We start from the raw sequence: 18,842 nt of genomic DNA, 5'->3' as shown, positions 1-18,842 counted from the left end.
CCATGACGACGTCCCCCGTGCTGCCGCCGGTCGAGCTCTCCACCGAGCGACTCTGGGCGACGGGAATCGGCACGCTCGCCCTGTTCGTCGCGTTCGCGGGTGACGGCATCCGCAACCTCATTACCATCTGGGGGTTCTCGGCGGTCGCGATCATCGTCGCTCTGGCGTGTGCCGTGACCATGATCAAGTTAAGGCCGCGGCTCGACAGGTCGCGACTGCCCAAGGCGCTTATCGCCTTTCTCGGGTTTGCAACCATCTCCACCGCGTGGTCGGCGTACCCGTCCGCAACTCTCCTGACGCTCACCGGAACGCTCCTGACGACGATCGTCGGCATCTACCTCGCCCTCGTTCTCACCTGGACCGAGTTCGTTCGGGTGCTCGCGGTCGCGCTCAAGTGGGTGCTTGGCCTGTCGATCCTGTTCGAACTCTGGGTCGCGCTGATCGTGCGCGCCCCGGTGCTGCCGCTGTTCGTCGACTTCGGCGGTGAGGAACCACCGCTGCTGGCGATGTGGTCGCGCAACCTGCTGTTCGAGGGCGGTCGGATTCAGGGCATCCTCGGCAATTCGAACCTCCTCGCCGTGCTCGCGCTGCTCGGCATCATCGTGTTCGGCCTGCAACTCGCCGCGGGAAGCGTCCGTCGCAGCTGGGGCATCGCCTGGCTGGCGCTCGCCGTCCTGATCTTCGGCCTGACCCGGTCGAGCACCATGATCCTCGCCGCTGTCGCCGCCGCCGTCGTACTCGGTGCCGTGCTGTTGATCCGGCGAAGCACAACTCCTCGCGCCCGCACCCGCGTGTACCTGGGCATCGCCGCGATCGCAGCGGCCGGCATCCTGTTTGTCACCGTCTTCAGCAACCTCTTCCTCGCCCTCTTCGGCAAAAGCAGCGACATGACCGGCCGAATCGGGATCTGGAACGCTGTCTCAGAACTCGCCCAGCAGCGCCCGTGGTTCGGCTGGGGGTACTCCAGCCCGTGGATTGGCTGGGTGGAACCGTTCGACGGGCTCGTCGTGCGTAATGGCGTGGAGCAGCTCCACGCCCACAACGCGTGGCTTGACGTCTGGCTGCAGCTCGGCGCCGTCGGCGTGGTGTTGTTCGCCGCCGTGATCGTGTCGATGCTCTGGCGCTGCTGGTTCGCCGCCGTCGATCGTCCCCGGTTCGACCTTCGTGCCGACCGCCCGTACACGGTGCTCTCGATCCTGCCCATCCTCATCGCCGTCGCGCTCGTCGTCCAGTCCGTTGCCGAGAGCCGCATTCTCGTCGAGTCCGGGTGGGTGCTGGTCGTTGCGCTCGTACTCAAGACCAAGCAATATCCCGTGATGGATGCCGTCGCGCGGCCCAGTCTCAGCCCCGTCACCGCTGCTGAAACCGCTCGATGAGCTCACCACGCCCTCTGCCGCACCATCCGGTACTCGCCGCGCTCATTCGGGGCCTCGCGAGCGCCCAGGCGACGGCTGCGCTGAGCATCACGATTTTTGGTGTTGCCTTTACCGCCCCCCTGATCCGATCCGTCCTCGGCTGGAACGGGCTCGTCGGGGTCCTCCTCGCCCTGGTTCCCCTCGCCGTGCTGGTCGTGATCGCGCGATGGGACACCATCGAGTGGCACGGTCTTCTCCCCATCTCGATCCTGGCCTTCATGGGGTGGTGCCTGTTGTCGGTGTTCTGGACGGACCACGAGGTGGCAACGCTCTCGAGTTCGCTCTACCAGATCGCCATTGCGTTCCTCGGTCTGACCGTTGCGCTCACGAGGGACATGATCCAGATCGTACGCTCGGTTGGAAGTGTTCTTCGGGCTCTGCTCACGATCTCGATCGCGGTCGAGGTGCTCGCAGGGCTCGTCCTCGACATGCCCTTTGCCTTCATGGGCGTGCAGGGAAACATCGCGTTGGGCGGTCCGATTCAGGGCGTGTTCGGTACGCGCAACATGCTGGGCTTCATGGCACTCATCGCGCTCGTCACCTTTGTGGTCGAGTGGCGCACCCGCTCGGTGCCGAGGGTGGTTGTGACGTATTCACTGGTTGTCGCCGTCGCCGCGCTCGGTCTCAGCCAATCCCCGGTCACCATCCTCGTCGCGATAGCGCTCGGAATGGCCGCACTGGCCCTGTACGGCCTCCGTCAGGCACCGAGGGACACCAGGAGGACTCTGCAGTTCGCCCTCGCCGGGTTAACGATCGTCGTCCTGTACGTCACTTACCTGTCGCGGCTTCGGGTCCTCGCGCTCCTCAACGCGGGGAGCGAGTTCGAATACCGCTACCTTCTCTGGTTCCAGGCGTGGAAGCTCGTCCCTGTACACGACATCGAAGGGTGGGGCTGGACAGGTTTCTGGCAGGACGTTGCTCCGTACAGCTACATCAACAACGCGCTCATCCGCGATCACGATTCCGCGCTCAACGCGTTCCTCGATGTCTACCTGCAGGTGGGCATCGTGGGTTTGTGCCTCTTCGTCAGTCTGCTGGTACTTGCCTTCGTGCGTTCCTGGCTCCTGGCCTCCAACCGACGAACCGTGACCTACGCCTGGCCGGCACTCGTCCTCGTCGCCCTCGCGGCGACAAGCGCCGCCGAGAGCTTCGTTCTCGTCGACGCCGGCTGGCTTCTCCTGGTTGTGTGTGCGGTGAAGGCGTCACAGAACATGAGCTGGCGCACACGCCTGCGGACATCCACACCGCCGGTTCCGATCGAATAGAGGCGGCTGCCTCTGGCCCTCAAGAGCCCCTGACCTGGCTAGCCTCCGAAGCTCTCCCGCAGCGCAGCGATGCCCTCGACGGTCGGGCCGTCGTACACCACCTTGCCGTGGGAAAGAACGACAGCGCGGTCGCACAGTTCGAGCACCTGCTCTGCGGAGTGCGAAACGAGGACTATGGTGCGGCCCTCCGCCTGGAACTCCCGGATTTTGTTCATGCACTTGCGCTGGAACGGTTCGTCACCGACCGCAAGGACCTCGTCGACGAGAAGGATGTCAGGATTCACGTGTACGGCGATGGCGAACGCCAGCCTCACATACATACCGGACGAATAGAACTTCACCTGGGTATCGATGAAGTCCTCGATTTCTGAGAAATCAACGATTGACTGGAAGTACTCTTCGGTCTGCTCGCGGCTCAAGCCGAGAATGGACCCGTTGAGAAATACGTTTTCCCTGCCCGTCAGGTCGGGGTGGAAACCGGCGCCGAGTTCGAGCAGCGCGGCGAGCCGCCCGCGTCGCTCGACGTAGCCGTCGGTCGGCTCGATGATGCCGCCGATCACCTTGAGCAGTGTGCTCTTGCCCGAGCCGTTGGCACCGACCAGACCGACGGTCGTGCCAGCGGCGATGTCGATGGTGACGTCTCTCAACGCCCAGAAATCGTCCTTGTGGAGGTTCGAACGACTGAAGTTGACGACCCGCTCCTTCAGCGACTTGTCTTTGCGGATAACAAATCTCTTAGACACGTCGCGGACATGGATTACGTCCGGAACCGGTGTGGCCGCCATTAAATCTCCTGCGCAAAATTACCCTGCAGACGGGCAAATACCCGCTGCGCGAACCAAAGGAATACCATTCCGACAATCGCCATGATGACGAGCCGAAGCGCCATGTCATCCGGATAGATCGCGCCTGCCTCAGCTCCCGCAACCCAGAAAGCCTTCTGGAATGCGACGACCGCGAGGCTGAACGGGTTGAGCAGGTAAAGCTCGATCGCCCAGGCCCCGATTCCTGCGTCACGGATCGCGCTGACGACGAACCCGAACGAGTACACGATCGGCGACAACCAGAAGAAGACGAGCAAGGCAACCTCGACGAGGTACTGCACGTCCCGGAGATAGACGTTCACCGCGCTCAGCAGGAGACTCAGCGCTGTTCCATAAATCAGCACAACACCGACCGCGAGGGGCGCGTAAAGAATCTCCATATGCAGGGGCGGTTGCCCGAGCACGATCGTGGCGAGAATCAACACGCACAGCTGGACAGCGAAGTTGAATATCGATGCGCCCGTTGCCGCCAGCGGGAAGATCTCCCGCGGGAGATAGACCTTCTTGATGAGCCCGGCGTTGCTGAGGATGGACATCGTCCCCGACGTGATGATCTCAGAGAACAGTCCCCACAGGGTCAACCCGGCGAAAACAAAGATTGCGAACGACGGGATCCCGCGTTCCGCTCCGAGGACCTTGCCGATTGCAAAGTAGTAGATCGCCAGCATCACAAGCGGGCGAATGAGGCTCCAGACGAACCCGAGTGAGCTGTCCTTGTACCGCGCCTTCAGTTCGCGCCTGATGAGGAGGTCGAGCAGTTCGCGGTGCGCCCACGCTTCGCGGGCCGCGCTGATCACGCCGGTCAGCGCCGAGAGCTTCGCGGCGCCCGAGCGATCAAAGGGAAGCGCTGCGAGACGCTGCGCCCTTTGCGAGGCAGTTTCAGTCATGTTATCCGTCCAGATTTTTCAGGCGCGCGTCGGCGGGCGACGAGTCGAGGACCGACTCGTTGTCGAAGTACTCCCTCAGTTCGGCCGCATAGGTGTCCCAGGTGCGGACAGGAACCGTTGCCAGTTCCGCTGCCAGGCGCTGCCTGGTCTCGGGGTCGAACATTGCCTTGCGAAGTCCGTCCAGGAGGTCGTTGTCGTCTCTCGGGTCGACGAGAACCGCGCCACCGTGGCGGGCGATCTCCGCCATGCTTCCGAAGTTGGAGGTAACGGCCGGCGTACCCGCAGCGATGGCTTCAGCAACCGGAAGACCGAAACCCTCATTGAACGACGGGAAGACAACGGCTCGAGCGATTCGGTACCCGCCCCACAGGATTGCATCGGGGATGCCGCGGACGCTCTGTACCGGGCGTCCCTTGGCCTTCAGCTCCTTGATCTGCTGGACGGTTGCCTCACTGTTCCAGGCGTTTCCGCCAACAAAAGTGAGACAGAACTCGTGTCCTTCGCGCCAGAGGACCTCGGCGGCATACAGCACCGCCAGGTGGTTCTTGCGCGGCTCGTGGCTGCCGACACAGAGCAGAAGCGGCAGATCGTCCATGACAAGCCGCTCGCTCGCGAGTGCGATGTCTTCCGGGGTTGAGTCCGTCGCTTCGCTCGCGAGTATGACCTCGCGCACATCGGGACCGCTGAGGCCAGCGCTGTTCAGCATTCGCCTCCAGCCCTGGTACTCCACCTTGGCGGCAACAGAGATCGTGGCCACCCGGTCGAAGTTGCTCACGGCAACGAGGTTCCTGGCGAAGGCAGCTCCCATTCCCATGCCCGTGGTTTCCCCCGAGGTCAGCGGGACACAGTCGTAGCCGATGACCGAGGTGTGGTTGCCGGAGAATTCCGCCATGGCCGCGATGCGGTCGGTGCGGTCGGATTCAATGGCGAGCTCAGGAAGGATGTACCTGCTGCGCCACGGTATGGCGACTTCCCTGGCGTCCTGACGTGTCGCGTGAGGAACCTCGCCGTAGAGGGCGTTCTGCTCTTCATCAGCAGACAGGCGCCTCATCGCCTTCATGTTGTCGGTCCAGCCGACCAGTACGGCGGCATCGCCCGATGACCATCGCTGAATGGTCATCCTGACGACCCTCTGGATGCCGGTGGCCAGTTCGGTTCGAGCCGTGTGGTGGACATCGACGATCGTCGACTCCGTCATGAGGCGAACCGAGTTCCTGGCGTTGAGAACCAATCCAAACGGCCCGCGCGGCAGGGCGAGGAGGACTTTTCGGGCATCCTCGGTCTGGAAACTCCGCCTGGTCGCGACCACGGAACTCCGCGTGGGAAGCTCCGCCTGCAACACCGAGAGGGCAAGCCACACGGTGTCGAATCGAGGCTCAACAAAGTGTTCGGCCACGGCGGCGAGCAGGTCCTCGGAATCGGCCCCGCGGTCGGACACGCCGAGTCCGCTCGCCAGGATGCGAAGGCGGGAAAGCACAGTTGTCTGCATTACTTGTTCCGTCCCGTCAGTGGCTCGACCAGACCAGCCCACAGTTCTTCTGCGTAGTCATCCCAGGTCCGGGTCGGGCGCTCGGCTATCTCCTGCCGCAGGCGGTCACAGAGTGCGTCGTCGGTAACGAGCTCTCGCATCGCCGAGACTATAGCGTCGTCGTCACGAGGGTTGACCAGAACGCAACCGCCGTCCCTGGCGATTTCCGCGGTGCTCCCGTAATTGGTCGTCAAAACAGGCACGCCGAGCGCGAGGGATTCGGCCACGGGCAGGCCGTAACCCTCGTGAAGCGACGGGAAGGCGGTAAACCGGGCCTCACGGTATGAGGCGATGAGAACGTCGTCACTCACGCCGCGCAGGACCTCGACCTGGTATCCCTTTTTCTTGGCATTTCGAATTGCACGGTCAAAGCCACGTGTGTACCAGGCGCTTCCGCCACCGATGAAGCGCAAGCGGAAACTGATGCCCTCGCGCCAGAGGCGCTCGGCCGCGAACAGGAGCGCGTAGTGATTCTTTCGGGGCTCCTGGCTCCCAACGACGAGCACCAGTGGGATGTTCGACGTCTCGACGTGCGGACGAAGTGTCACATCGGGAATATCAACGGGTAGAGCGACCGTGGCGGTCTCCGGCCCAGCGAGCCCCTGTGCGCGAGCGGCATCGGCGAAGCCGGCAAACTCCTCGGACGCGGCCTCGCTGATGCCGACGACGCGGTTGGCGTGCTTGACGATCGCCAGGTATCGGGTAAACCGCTCGGTTTCGCCCTCTGGAACCGTGTCGGCGCTCACAATCGGGATGGCGTCGTAGCCGACCATTCCGACCTGGTTGCCGGAGAACTCGGCGAGGGCCGCGAGCGGCTCGCACAGTCCGAGCTGAGCGACCTCCGGGAGGATAACCGTAGAACGGTACGGGACAACCAGCATTGTGCCCTTTTCGGCGTCGGCGGGGTTCTCGTCGGCGCTCTCGTCGGGAGGGGTCCCCCAGCTGACGACACGGGCGCGCTCAATATCGGTCAGCGTGCGCATCCCGACGTCGCCGGTCATCCAGGCGGCAAACGTCAGCTCGCGAGTCCTGCTCCATCGGGCCATCGTCTGCCTGACAACGCGCTGAACTCCGGTGTTATGGGCGTGGCGGGCGCAAAAGTCAACGTCAACCACCACACCGCCGACAACGAGCTTGAGCTCTTTCTGGAGACCGAGCCCCCGCCCCGCCGTGCTCTCAACGACTGCCTCAAGCAACGCGACCCATGCTCGTTCAGGCGGCGCAAGGCGCAACCGGCGCTCGCACGATTTCAGTGCAGCTGGCGTGGGCATGCCTCCGCTCACCGCGACGGTGAGAAGCCACACATCCTCGTTCGACCCGTGACGTGCGACGTGCTCGGCCAGGAATTCCAGCAGGATCGCTGTTCCCCTGTCGTAAATCTCCTGCGGGACCCCGTCCGGGTACAGGTAGGGTGCAACCGCGGTCAGGCGCTGATCAAGAGCGGCACCGAGGAGTTCCTGTTTCTCGAGCGTGCTCAACGTTTTCTGCTCAAGCGACGTGAAACATAGGTCAAGCCTGCGCGACTGGCCTCGCCGAGTCCCCGTTCAGCAGCCATCAACTGGAACCGGCGGGCGGCGCGAAGCGGCTTGGTGACCTTCCACGAGATGGTGTTCTGCATGTCGCCGAGAATCCGGTTCTCCGTGTGGGCAATGACCATCCAGTCGGTGAGCGACGCCTGCTTGTATTCGTCGAGTTCCTTGCGGATGCGGTCCCTCTCGGCGCGGAGCTCATCCAGCGATTGCGACGTGCCAGCGGTCTCTGATGTGCCGGCTTGAGACGATTCGTTCACGGCGGGCTGGGAAGCATGTTCCTCGCCGGGGGTCAGTTCAGGCATTGTTCAATCATAGCGCCACCGAAGATTGGCCCGAAGGGAACCCAATCCCCTCGGGTGTTCCACCCTGATGGCCGACCGAAAAGCCGTGCAGGCGCTGGTTTTCCTCAACCGATTCGTCGATGATCGCGTTCAGCTCTTCTTCACCGGGCGCCGACTCATAATCGAGGATGTCGTATTCCGGGCAATCGATCGTTCGTGCGGGAGCTCCAAGGATATTGACGACCTCTTCTGCCTCGCTTTCCCGCTGCACGAGAACGAAGGTGAAGTCGCGATCCTCGTATGCGGCAAGGTTGACCATCCACGGCTCGATCTCGAGGTCTGACTTCACCTGGAGTATGGCGCCGTCCGAATCCTGATAGAGCTCAAGCTGCCGCGCCAGCCAGAACGAGGCCACCCCGTTCACCGGTTCGTCTCCGCGGAACTCGTCGAGGCAGTCCGGGATGGAATATGGCGATTCGGCGAGCGACCGGGCGGTCGACGCGGAGCCCCACACGCCACCAGCGGCTATCGCCGCGAGCACAACGCCGACAGCAATCGGTCTGATTACCGGGTAGCGCTTCGAACGGGGCACCCTTCTGACGACCGGTATGGCCACGGTGAGTAACGCAACGATCAAGCCAACCAGGGGAAAAACGAGGAGGGGCAGGAGGTACCTGGTGGTCATCGATCCCGTGACGACGAAACCGAAGATGAGCGCGATCGCGGACAGGGCGCCAAATCCGTACGTGAACAATTCCCCGGCGGATGTCCCGGTGCCGGTCCGCCGGCGCGCACGCCGGTAGAGACCCCTGACGAACATGTGGCAGCTCAGGTACAGCACCGCGACGCTCAGAATGAACTCCAGAGTGCCGCGCTCGGTCGCAAAGCAGGCCAGGATGATCGTCTTGATGTACTGGACGCTCTCCCCCATCAGGTCGAACTGGAGATAGTCAGACACATCGGCCGAGACGAACGAGGAGAGCAGCGAACGCCCCACCAGCGAAATCGGAACGACGAGGAGATTGGCAACGACGAGCGTCACAAAGGCGCGCCAGGAAAGTGCCCGAAAAACCAGGAGCACGACGAACAACACGACGGCGGGGGCAACGTACTGCAGGAGAAAGAGCGGGTTCGATGTCGCGGACAGCCCACCGACAACGAGCGTCCCCGCCACGTAGAGGACGGCGCGCTTCGCGCTGAACCCGGCCTCATCGATCGACCGACCGACGAACCACAGTGTCAGGCTGAACAGGGCGAGCCCGGCAAGCACAGTTCCGTAATAGTACGTGGTCATCAGGGAGAGGGACGCGAGCGTCGTTCTGTTGATGTCAGGTACTGGCTCGAGCACGACGTAGAAGAGGAACATCGCTGTGGTCGCGACGGTCGCTGCGACCTGCCAGCGTACCGGCGTCCCGACCCGGCGGCCGATCTGCGCCGCAACGCTCCGCAGCAGACCGTAGAGCACCAGAATGTTGACAAAAGCGTTCGCGAGCAACGCGATCCGGGGATCGTCGGTGAACGCACTGCTCACCGCGAATAGCACGGCCTCCGGAAACAGGAAAAGCTGTGACGAGAACACCCACTCAAACTCATCGCCGGCCGCTATCGATTTCTCGATGAGCGGCAGGACGACAGAATCACCGTTGTAGAACAGGTAGTTCGCCCACGGCCCCCGAAGCATCTGGGCGATCACGACGGCTGAGAGCGAGAGAATCGCGAGGAGTCCGAGAGCCTCCGCGAGAGCGCGGGCCGGGCGTTTCACCGTCGGCCCCGGTGAGGATGTGCCGGCTCCCGCCTCAGACGACACGGCCGCTTCGCGCCCTGATCTGCGGAACGAGCGCGAAGTTCTTCCACAGGGTGCCCGTCGGCATCTTTGAGGTTCCGTGCGTACGGTCCACGAAAACTATGGGGATTTCGCTGAAACTCCGGCACTTCAGAAGGGCCCGGTATTTGAGCACCAGGAGGAAACCGTATCCGTTGGCGCTGATCGGGTCGCGAAGGATCTCCGAGAGCAGCCGCGAGGAATAGAGGTTGAACCCGCCCGTGTAATCGGTGATGCGGCGGCTGAGCACCAGCCGCGCGTACGTGTTTCCGCCGCGGCTGAGGAACTTACGCTTCCACGTCCAGTCCGGCGTCCCGCCGCCCGGAATGTACCGCGATGCCACGACGAACTCTGTTCCCGCCTGTGCGGCCTTCACGAACTGTGGAATGTATCCAGGATCGTGTGACATGTCGGCATCCATCTGAAGCACATAGTCGTAGTCGCCAGCGAGAATTATGGTGAAGCCGTGAATGTACGCGGCGCCGAGTCCCGCCTTGTCTTTCTTCACGACGACTTCGATCCGAAACCTGCTGGTCTCGTAGCTCGGCGCGACGGAGCGCACGACCTGCGCTGTACCGTCCGGCGACGAGTCGTCGAGAACGAATACCGTGAAATCCACGTCGTCCACCGTCGCGCAAGCGGCGCTGAGTCCCTTGAGCAGTGTCTCGATGTTGCCCGCCTCCTGGTAGGTGGGCGTGGCGATGGCTATGCGTAACATGCAGTTGTCCCTTGAGTGAGCGGCAGACGGCATGACGGAGCATGACACTACTCAGTCGTTGTAAAAGTCTCGGACGACTGTATCACCGCGAATCTGGAAGAACGGGGGCCGACGCGTGGTGCGGCGTGCCTCCACGGGGTCCCCCCGGATATAGATTAAGCAGAAACGTCCTTCCGCGCACGCGTCGCGATATCTGATTAGGTAGCAATGCTCAAGACTTCCCGTAGGAACCTCGCCATCCGCATAGTCGCGGTAGCTGCTGCGGCGATCTTCGCCGGTGCCACGCTCAGCGTGGTCAGCCCGGCAGACACGAGCGAGGCTGCCGAGGCTAAGAATTTTCAAGCCGGCAACATCATCAGCGATGAAACATTCTTCAACAGTGCGGCCATGTCAACAGTGCAGGTCCAGTCATTCCTGAACTCTCAGCTCATCACTTGCAAGGCCACAACCGGTCCCACCTGCCTGAAGAACTACACCGAGAACACCACAACTCGCGCTGCCACTTCGTACTGTGCCGAGTACACCGGCAGGGCCAGCGAATCGGCGGCGTCGATCATTCAGCGCGTCGGGGCCGCGTGCGACATCAACCCCCAGGTGCTGATCGTCCTGCTTCAGAAAGAACAGGGCCTGATCACCGAAACGAGCCCGACCACCCGTCAGTATCAGGCCGCAATGGGCTACGCCTGCCCTGACACTGCTCCGTGTGACACGAAGTATTACGGTTTCTACAACCAGGTATTCAACTCGGCACAGCAGTTCCAGCGGTACACGAAGACCAGCTCACAGTGGAGCTACCGACCCGGCCGATGGAACAACATCCAGTGGCACCCGAACGCCTCCTGCGGAGCCGCGCCAGTGTTCATCGAGAACCAGGCGACGGCGAACCTCTACATCTACACCCCGTACCAGCCCAACGCCGCCGCGCTCGGAAACCTGACCGGCACCGGGGACTCGTGTTCGGCGTACGGCAACCGCAATTTCTGGCGACTGTTCACCGACTGGTTCGGCAACCCGACGAACTGGATTCAGTCCGCGTCGTTCGAGGGCGGATCTACCTCCGGCTGGGGCTCGAGCAACGGTGGCATCAACATGGCGGTCTATCAGAACCCGTCGGTGGCGCAGAACGGGAACTGGCACTTTGCCAGCAATACCCCGGTCGCCGGGCGCTCGTTCACTCAGGACATCACCCGCCCGACGAATATCGGTGAACAAGCAGAAGCCACCATCTGGCTCCGGAGTTCGAGTTCGACCCCGATTAAAGGCCGGGTGGCGCTGTGGGGCCTCGATGGAAAGCTCGAGAACGCCACACAGCAGTTCTCGGTGGCCGGAGCATGGCAGCAGATAACCGTCCAGCTGCCTGTCACCAAATCGAACCACAACCTCATCCGTCTTGACGTTTATATGGACACGCCAAACGAGACCATCTTCGCGGACAACGCGAGCATCTCCTTCGGGAAAGCGCCAATACCCAAGAACATGATGGTCGAACCGTCATTCGAGGGCAGCTTCGACGGCTGGGTCCACGGGAACGGTTTCGTCAACCAGCAGGTATACCGGGATCCGGCCGGAGCGCAAAACGGCGAGTGGTACGCCGCGACGAACACCTCGGTCGGTGGCCGCTCGCTGGCGCAGGACGTTCGTGTCGAGCCCCTGCCGCACGACAGGTACACGGCGAGCATCTGGGTCAAGGCCGCGGACGCGTCCAAGCGGTCGACAGGCACACTGGCACTCTGGGGCATGGGCAAATCCGGAAACCATTTGGCAAAAACCACGTTTGCCGCAACGGGGGCATGGCAGGAAGTCAGTGTGACCTTCAGCGCCGGCACCGCCCCTATCTCCACGCTCCGGGTTGAGCTCTATATGGCCGACACCGGGACGACATTCCTCCTCGACAATTCCCAGCTCAGCCGGAACCTGCTCACGGCCGGATCTTTCGAAGGCAACCTCTTCACCGGATGGGGAACGGGGAACGGCACCATCGAGCACGCCGTCTATCGCAGCAGCGGCGCGGCCACAGCTATCGAGGGCGAATACTTCGCCGCGACGAATACGCGAACGAACAACAGCTCCCTCGCGCAGGTCGTCGAGAGGAAGCCGAAGGTCGGCGAGACGTACACCGCGGAGGTCTGGCTCCGCTCGTCGACCACAACGCCATTCACCGGGAGCCTCGCCCTGTGGGCTCTTGGGGGAACGGCCGAGGTTGCTTCTGTCCCGTTCACCGTTGGTTCGACCTGGACGAAAGTCCAGGTCCGGCTCCCGATTTCACAGACCGGGCACACGTCTTTCAAGTTCGAAATCTACGAGAACAGCACAAACGCCACCCTCTGGGTCGACGCGGCGCAGCTCTACTGAAATCCGCCGACGGGACCCGGGCCTTTTAGGGCCACCACCTGAGTCCGGCTATGCTTTAGTCGGCAACTACACCGACACGAAAGACGACAAATCCATGAAGCGCGCACTCATTACCGGAGTAACTGGCCAGGATGGCATGTACCTCAGCAGGCTTCTGCTGAGCAAGGGATACGAAGTTTACGGTCTGGTCCGTGGCCAAAACAACCCGAAGATGAAGATCATTCAGGAGTGGGCACCAGAGGTGAAGATCCTCACCGGTGACCTTCTGGACATCTCCAGCCTGGTTCGCGCCCTCAACGCTTCCCGCCCGGACGAGGTCTACAACCTCGGCGCGATTTCGTTCGTTGCCTACTCGTGGGAGAACGCACAGCTCACCAGCGATGTGACCGGCATGGGCGTGCTCAACATGCTCGAAGCGATCCGCCTTTACGCGGGCGATGCAGCCGACAAGGTGCGCTTCTACCAGGCGTCGAGCTCCGAAATGTTCGGTCGCGTCCAGGAAGTCCCGCAGAAGGAGACGACGCTGCTCTGGCCTCGCTCCCCGTACGGCGTCGCCAAGGTCTTCGGTCACTACATGACCATTAACTACCGTGAGTCCTACGGTATGCACGCGTCGTCAGGCGTGCTGTTCAACCACGAATCTCCCCTCCGTGGACCTGAGTTCGTCACGCGGAAGATCAGCATCGCCGTTGCGCGCATCGCCCTCGGCCTGCAGGACCAGCTTGCGCTCGGCAACATCGATGCGAAGCGCGACTGGGGCTTCGCCGGCGACTACGTCGAGGCGATGTGGCGGATGCTTCAGCAGGATGAGGCTGACGACTACGTCATCTCGACCGGCGAGACCTACTCCGTCCGCCAGTTCCTCGACATCGCGTTCAACCACGTGAACATCCCCGACTGGGAAAAGCACGTGTTCCAGGACCCCCGGTTCTTCCGCCCGGCCGAGGTGGATCTCCTCATCGGCGATGCCACCAAGGCTCACGAGAAGCTGGGCTGGCAGCGAAAGGTCATGTTCCCGGAACTCGTGACGATGATGGTCGACGCTGATCTGGAGCGCCAGAAGGAAAACCCAGTCCAGGGAGCATAGTGCCTCGCGCGCTCATCACAGGAATTCAGGGCCAGACCGGCAGCTACACAGCCGAGATCCTGCTTGGGCAGGGCTGGGATGTGCACGGCCTCGTGCACGAATCGGCCCTGCAGCGGGCGGGCGGCGGAACCGGTGCCATCAACCATGTTGTGGACCTCACCGACCACGCCACGCTGACGCGCACCATCGCCCAGCTGCGCCCGGACGTCCTGATCAACCTCGCGGCGATCAGCTCGGTGGCCCGTTCGTGGGCTGAGCCTGTGTTGACCGCCGAGACCAACGCATTGTCGGTCGCCGTGATGCTCGAGGCGATGAGTTCCCTCGAGCGTCCGGCGGACCGCCCAGCCCAGTTCGTCCAGGCCTCGAGCGCTGAGATCTTCGGCCAGGCAGCGATTTCGCCGCAGACCGAGGAGACACCGATCAATCCGGTGAACCCGTACGGTGCTTCCAAGGCGTACGCACACGCGCTGACGAAGGTGTACCGCAACCGTGGCCTCACGACCGCGAACTGCATTCTGTACAACCACGAGTCCCCGCGTCGACCCACGGCCTTTGTTACCCGCAAGATTACGGAAGCCGCCGCGCGGATTGCGCTGGGTAAGCAGGACACCCTGACGCTCGGGAATACCGAGATTCGCCGGGACTGGGGATGGGCGCCCGACTACGCCAGGGCGATAACCATGGTTGTCGAGGCGCACGCCTCTGACGATTTCGTGATTGCCACCGGGGAATCCCACACGATCGGAGATTTCGTTCGCGCCGCATTCAGCGCCGCGGGAATCGACGACTGGGAACGGCACATCGAGGTCGACCAGTCACTGGTCCGCCCGGCCGACGCTTCCGAGATGCGGGGCGACCCGACGCACATCACCTCCACCCTCGGCTGGAAGCCAACGAAGACGTTCGAGGAAATCGTCGCGGCGATGGTCGAGAACGATCTCAAGCTCAACGCGTCGTGAGCGTGACAGGGGAGACGGCGGGAAGGACCACCACCGGCTCGCGTCCTGAACGAGGGCCGCGTTGGGCCCGAGTACTCCGCGAAGCAGTGTGGGCATTCTCTGTCGGTACGGTCGGACTGATTCTCGGTGTGGTTGCGCTCAGAATCAGTCCGGGCGACCTCGGCCAGCGATGGCAGTCGGGGATGGCGGACGACGAAATGCTGCACTACATGGTGGGCACCGCAGCCTCTGACACTTTCTTCTTCTCCACTAACCCGTTGCTGGGTTTCCCCGGCGGGCAGAGTCTCTTTTTCGCCCCCATGTATGACCCGGCGTCAGCGGCGATCATGGAGTTTCTCTCCCTCTTCGTGCGCGACGGCATCACCCTGATCAACGTCTACCACCTGCTCGGGTTCTTTCTCGTGAGCGTGGCGAGCTATGCGTTCATTCGTGCGCTGCGGACACGACGCATAACCGCCGCAGTTTTCGGGCTGGTCCTTGCGCTCGCCCCGTTTCACTTCCAGCGCGTCGGTTTCGGCCATGCGTTCGTGGCGAACTACTGGGCGGTGCCGCTCGTCGGGATTCTTCTCCTGATGGTATTCAGCCGCTCAAGCAACCCCTTTGAGCGGTGGAGCGAAGACGCGCCGACACGCAAAGCGCGCGTTATGCGTCGCTTGATTCCGATTCTTTCTCTCACGCTCGCCGTATCGCTCTCGCTGTCGTACTACTTCGTGTTTGCGCTTCTGATTCTCTTCGGCCTGCTCGCCCTCCGCGCGATACGCATACTGATCGAGAAATCGTCGTGGGCACCGCTCCTGTGGCCGGCAGTGACAGTTGTGTCGCTCATCGGCTTCGTTGTCATTCAACTCGGGATTCTCTCCCTCAACTTCGGCGAGCGGTACAGCCGATACTTTTCTGATCGGTCCAGCTTCGAGTCCGAGTTCCACGGTGGGAAGATCACGAGCCTCATCTTCCCCTGGACGGGGTCCGGGTTCAGCCCGCTGGCGCGGTTTTCGGCGGATTACGCCGCTGGAACCAACGTCGCCGCAACCGCAGAGCCAACGGGAACTCCCTTGGTCGCGCTCTTTGGCTTTGGGATCGTTCTGCTCATGGTCATGTTGCCATTGGTCTCCCGCCAGGGCTCGTCCCCTGGTGGGCCGGTGCTGGCTCTCCTGTCCGACGCCCGGCTCCGCGCACTGTCCTTCGCCTTCCTGTGGGCGCTGCTGTTCTTCACCGTTGCTGGATTTGGCAGTCTCTTTGCGATTCTGGTGAGTCCTGAACTGCGCGCATGGGTACGGATGAGCATCGTGCTCATCATGCTCGCGATCGGCGCTCTCGCGCTCGTCGTTGACCGATTGGCGCTGCGGGCGTCCCGGCTAATCCCCACTCTGGTTTTCTTTGCGGCGATCGCCGCGGTCGACCAGCTCGCGGGCGTATCGTCAGCGATAAACCTCGCGCCAACCGCCGATCGTGAATACCGGCAGTTCTTCAGCGACGCCGAACAGATGCTCGATGAGGACTGCGGTGTTGTTCAGCTCCCGCTCAAACGGTTCCCTGAGTCGGGCCCCATTGGCGAACTGGAGGACTACTCCGAGTTCCTCCCCTATGTCCTCTCATCGCCCACCAGCACTCTCAGGTGGAGCTACGGAGCGGTCGGCGGCACCTATTCCGGTGACTACTGGGCAGACGTCACAACGCCCGCAGACTTCGCTGACCGGGTCGAGGAGTCTGGAGCGTGCGCCGTCCTGGTCGACCAGCTCGGGTACACCGGTGACGTGGACGGCTGGAAACCGTACGTCGACGCCGTCGATGACGCTGGATCGCCCGACCTGATCTCCTCGGATGACCGGCAGAGATATCTTCTCTTCGAGCTGGAAGAGAACGAGACACGATGATCTCTGCGCCGGAACACTCCGATGCGACACGTGTCCTCGTCGACGCCACCGCCGTCCCGGCAGACCGGGGCGGGGTCGGGCGCTATGTCGACGGGGTTGTCGGCGAGCTGACCGGGAATGTCGTTGTCGTGTGCCAACGCCGGGACGCCGAGCACTTCAAACGGTTGGCCCCCCGCGCCACGATCGTGTCCATTGCACCTCGGTGGCAGCATCCGGCGGCCAGGCTGATCTGGGAACAGGTCAGGCTTCCACGGATCGCGCGGGCAACCGGCGCTACTGTGATTTTTTCGCCCCACTACACGATGCCGCTGTTCACGCGGATGCCGCGGGTCGTCACCCTGCACGACGCGACGTTTTTCAGTGACCCGCAGGTTCACACAGCACTGAAGCGACGCTTCTTTCGATCCTGGATTCGATTCTCCTCGAGGCACGCTGACGCACTGATCGCACCGAGCGCGGCGACCGCAGATGAAGTGTGCCGCTTCGTTGACGCCGATCGGGCTCGATTCCATGTGGCCTATCACGGAGTCGATCCCACAGAATTTCACGTACCGCGCCCCGGCGAGATCGGCGCGATGAGAGCCAGGCTTGAACTGGGTGACCGCGAATACATCGCCTTCCTTGGCACACTCGAGCCACGCAAAAACCTGCCAGAGCTCATCGACGCCTACGCCACCGTGGTAAAGAGACTGGGTGCCGACGCGCCCGACCTGGTCATCGCCGGAGGCGCCGGCTGGAATACCGACCTGGAACGCCACATTGCCGCGGTGCCCGAGGACGGTCGCGTGATCCTGGCGGGATACCTTCCCCTCGAGATGCTCAGTGCCTTCCTCGGAGGTGCCCGGGTCGTGGCCTACCCCAGCCTTGGTGAGGGCTTTGGCTTGCCTGTACTCGAAGCTATGGCGTGCGGGTCCGCTGTTCTCACAACGCGTCGGCTGGCTCTTCCCGAGGTGGGAGGCGACGCCGTCGCGTATGCGGATGTCGACGCGGCCAGCATCGCTGCGCAACTGGTCGTGATGCTCTCCTCCCCCGACGAGCTTGAGGCGTTTGCGGCCAAAGGCGTCGCCAGGGCCAGTGAGTTCACCTGGAGGCGAAGCGCCGCGGTGCACTCGAGGGTCTTCGCATCAGTTTCTTCACGGATCTGACGGAGGTAACACTGTGCCGAACTTCTCAATTGTTCTTGAACAGCTCACGGCGAAAACCCCGGGCGGCATCGGGCGATATACGGCCGAGATCGCCAGTGCGCTGGTCACGTCGAAGCCAGACAGCGTCACGATCAATGGGATAGTGTCCACGGTGTCCAGACACACCAGCGCGTCTGTCGCCGCTGCGGTTCCTGGTCTCGACGCAGTAGTACGGATCCCCGTCGGCCGCCGCGGCCTCGCGCTCGCGTGGCAGTACGGGTTTCCTCTTCCGCTGCCGGGCGGGCCGATCTTTTCCCCGAGCGCGCTGGCCCCGCTCTCTCGACGGGCACCGGCAAAATCGTCACGGCTCGTCACTTTCCACGACGCCGTTCCCTGGACGCATCCTGAAACACTGACTCCGCGGGGGGTGTCCTGGCACCGGGCAATGGCCGAGCGGGCTGCCCGGTTCGCGGACGCCATTCTCGTTCCCACCCACGCGGTAGCTCATGAACTGACCGACTTCGTCGATTTCGGCGACCGGATGCACGTAGTTCCCGGGGCACCGAGTTCCGCCCTGCGCACGCCCCCGGACGCGGAAGCCAGGGCTGACCGGCTCGGGCTGCCCGAGCGATTCGTGGTGAGCGTCGGCACGCTCGAGCCGCGCAAGGCAATCGGCTCGCTCATCGCCGCGATGCCGATGGTCGCTCACGACGTTCACCTGGTGATCGTCGGGCCGACCGGCTGGGGCGGCGTCGACGTCGCCGGTGTCGCAGAAGCCCATGGTGTTCCGGCCTCCCGCGTGCGTGTACTTGGCTACCTCACGGATGCCGATCTCGCCGTAACGATGTCTCGGGCCGTTGCCTGCGTGATGCCGAGCCTGGCGGAAGGATTCGGACTGCCAATCCTCGAGGCGTTTTCGCTCTCGACTCCCGTCATCCACTCCGACGTCCCTGCCCTGGTGGAAGTGGCCGGGGGCGCCGGGCTCTCCGTGGCGCGCAACGGTCAGGCGACCTATCCGGAACGGTTGGCAGAGGCGATCAACCGACTCTGCATCGACCGGTCGTTCGCTGCGGAACTCACAACCCGCGGCGCAGCTCGGGCCAGGGACTTTTCGTGGTCCAGCTCGGCGGAAAAGATCTGGCGCATCACCGAATCGCTCGGGCGATGAGGAAAC

At 63.0% G+C, this 18,842-nt stretch carries 14 protein-coding genes and 1 pseudogene; 8 read left to right on the top strand and 7 right to left on the bottom strand.

From position 1 onward, the window contains the following. The first annotated feature begins 2 nt into the window (after positions 1-2). Together AC1C2M_RS09835 and AC1C2M_RS09830 are read left to right on the top strand one after the other, a co-directional pair. Positions 3-1,376: an O-antigen ligase family protein gene (locus AC1C2M_RS09835; RefSeq protein ID WP_495436210.1), complete on the top strand. Its 1,374-nt coding sequence runs from the start codon at positions 3-5 to the stop codon at positions 1,374-1,376. Further along, positions 1,373-2,680: an O-antigen ligase family protein gene (locus AC1C2M_RS09830; RefSeq protein ID WP_495436208.1), complete on the top strand. Its 1,308-nt coding sequence runs from the start codon at positions 1,373-1,375 to the stop codon at positions 2,678-2,680. The genes AC1C2M_RS09835 and AC1C2M_RS09830 overlap by 4 nt, the downstream gene beginning before the upstream one ends. Positions 2,681-2,733: 53 nt before the next feature. Here the strand turns inward: AC1C2M_RS09830 and AC1C2M_RS09825 are convergent. The 7 genes and pseudogenes from AC1C2M_RS09825 to AC1C2M_RS09795 form a co-directional block, all read right to left on the bottom strand. Then, positions 2,734-3,465, bottom strand: a pseudogene (locus tag AC1C2M_RS09825) (ABC transporter ATP-binding protein); the annotation flags it as partial. After that, on the bottom strand, positions 3,465-4,391 hold the full coding sequence (locus AC1C2M_RS09820; RefSeq protein ID WP_495436206.1) for an ABC transporter permease: 927 nt from the start codon (positions 4,389-4,391) through the stop codon (positions 3,465-3,467). The pseudogene AC1C2M_RS09825 and the gene AC1C2M_RS09820, both read right to left, overlap by 1 nt. A gap of 1 nt (position 4,392) precedes the next feature. Next, positions 4,393-5,880 (bottom strand): glycosyltransferase, encoded by a 1,488-nt coding sequence (locus tag AC1C2M_RS09815; protein ID WP_495436204.1) that lies wholly within the window; start codon positions 5,878-5,880, stop codon positions 4,393-4,395. Further along, positions 5,880-7,397, bottom strand: coding sequence for a glycosyltransferase family 4 protein (locus tag AC1C2M_RS09810; RefSeq protein ID WP_495436202.1), 1,518 nt, complete (start codon positions 7,395-7,397; stop codon positions 5,880-5,882). Before AC1C2M_RS09810 ends, AC1C2M_RS09815 begins: the two co-directional genes overlap by 1 nt. Continuing rightward, entirely contained in the window at positions 7,394-7,753 is a 360-nt protein-coding gene (locus tag AC1C2M_RS09805; RefSeq protein ID WP_495436200.1) for a hypothetical protein, read from the bottom strand. The genes AC1C2M_RS09810 and AC1C2M_RS09805 overlap by 4 nt, the downstream gene beginning before the upstream one ends. 7 nt (positions 7,754-7,760) lie before the next feature. After that, positions 7,761-9,494 carry a hypothetical protein gene (locus tag AC1C2M_RS09800; RefSeq protein ID WP_495436199.1) on the bottom strand — a complete coding sequence of 578 codons (1,734 nt, stop codon included), beginning with the start codon at positions 9,492-9,494 and terminating at the stop codon, positions 7,761-7,763. A 34-nt stretch (positions 9,495-9,528) separates the two neighbouring features. Beyond that, positions 9,529-10,272, bottom strand: a complete 744-nt coding sequence (locus AC1C2M_RS09795) for a polyprenol monophosphomannose synthase (protein WP_495436197.1) — start codon at positions 10,270-10,272, stop codon at positions 9,529-9,531. A gap of 207 nt (positions 10,273-10,479) precedes the next feature. On the opposite strand from AC1C2M_RS09795, the gene AC1C2M_RS09790 reads away from it, so the two are divergent. The 6 genes from AC1C2M_RS09790 to AC1C2M_RS09765 all read left to right on the top strand — a co-directional run bounded on the left by AC1C2M_RS09790 (position 10,480) and on the right by AC1C2M_RS09765 (position 18,836). After that, positions 10,480-12,624 (top strand): carbohydrate binding domain-containing protein, encoded by a 2,145-nt coding sequence (locus AC1C2M_RS09790; protein WP_495436195.1) that lies wholly within the window; start codon positions 10,480-10,482, stop codon positions 12,622-12,624. A 94-nt stretch (positions 12,625-12,718) separates the two neighbouring features. After that, entirely contained in the window at positions 12,719-13,711 is a 993-nt protein-coding gene (locus tag AC1C2M_RS09785; RefSeq protein WP_495436194.1) for a GDP-mannose 4,6-dehydratase, read from the top strand. Next, a complete protein-coding gene (locus AC1C2M_RS09780; protein ID WP_495436192.1) occupies positions 13,711-14,670 on the top strand; it encodes a GDP-mannose 4,6-dehydratase in 960 nt (319 codons plus the stop codon). Before AC1C2M_RS09785 ends, AC1C2M_RS09780 begins: the two co-directional genes overlap by 1 nt. Positions 14,671-14,756: 86 nt before the next feature. Next, the gene (locus AC1C2M_RS09775) at positions 14,757-16,544 is read left to right on the top strand and encodes a hypothetical protein (RefSeq protein ID WP_495436191.1); all 1,788 of its coding nucleotides are present in this window, start codon (positions 14,757-14,759) and stop codon (positions 16,542-16,544) included. Next, on the top strand, positions 16,541-17,689 hold the full coding sequence (locus tag AC1C2M_RS09770) for a glycosyltransferase family 4 protein (RefSeq protein WP_495436189.1): 1,149 nt from the start codon (positions 16,541-16,543) through the stop codon (positions 17,687-17,689). The genes AC1C2M_RS09775 and AC1C2M_RS09770 overlap by 4 nt, the downstream gene beginning before the upstream one ends. A 13-nt stretch (positions 17,690-17,702) precedes the next feature. Continuing rightward, entirely contained in the window at positions 17,703-18,836 is a 1,134-nt protein-coding gene (locus tag AC1C2M_RS09765; protein ID WP_495436187.1) for a glycosyltransferase family 4 protein, read from the top strand. Positions 18,837-18,842: the final 6 nt, after the last annotated feature.

This window comes from Mycetocola sp. Y444 (assembly GCF_059445295.1).
This window is presented reverse-complemented; position numbering and strand designations above follow the sequence as displayed.

Excerpts from the sequence above, each read along its gene's own strand:
- AC1C2M_RS09835 (WP_495436210.1), top strand. The coding sequence starts at position 3 with ATGACGACGTCCCCCGTGCTGCCGCCGGTCGAGCTCTCCACCGAGCGA.
- AC1C2M_RS09830 (WP_495436208.1), top strand. The coding sequence starts at position 1,373 with ATGAGCTCACCACGCCCTCTGCCGCACCATCCGGTACTCGCCGCGCTC.
- AC1C2M_RS09820 (WP_495436206.1), bottom strand. The coding sequence starts at position 4,391 with ATGACTGAAACTGCCTCGCAAAGGGCGCAGCGTCTCGCAGCGCTTCCC.
- AC1C2M_RS09815 (WP_495436204.1), bottom strand. The coding sequence starts at position 5,880 with ATGCAGACAACTGTGCTTTCCCGCCTTCGCATCCTGGCGAGCGGACTC.
- AC1C2M_RS09805 (WP_495436200.1), bottom strand. The coding sequence starts at position 7,753 with ATGCCTGAACTGACCCCCGGCGAGGAACATGCTTCCCAGCCCGCCGTG.
- AC1C2M_RS09795 (WP_495436197.1), bottom strand. The coding sequence starts at position 10,272 with ATGTTACGCATAGCCATCGCCACGCCCACCTACCAGGAGGCGGGCAAC.
- AC1C2M_RS09790 (WP_495436195.1), top strand. The coding sequence starts at position 10,480 with ATGCTCAAGACTTCCCGTAGGAACCTCGCCATCCGCATAGTCGCGGTA.
- AC1C2M_RS09785 (WP_495436194.1), top strand. The coding sequence starts at position 12,719 with ATGAAGCGCGCACTCATTACCGGAGTAACTGGCCAGGATGGCATGTAC.
- AC1C2M_RS09770 (WP_495436189.1), top strand. The coding sequence starts at position 16,541 with ATGATCTCTGCGCCGGAACACTCCGATGCGACACGTGTCCTCGTCGAC.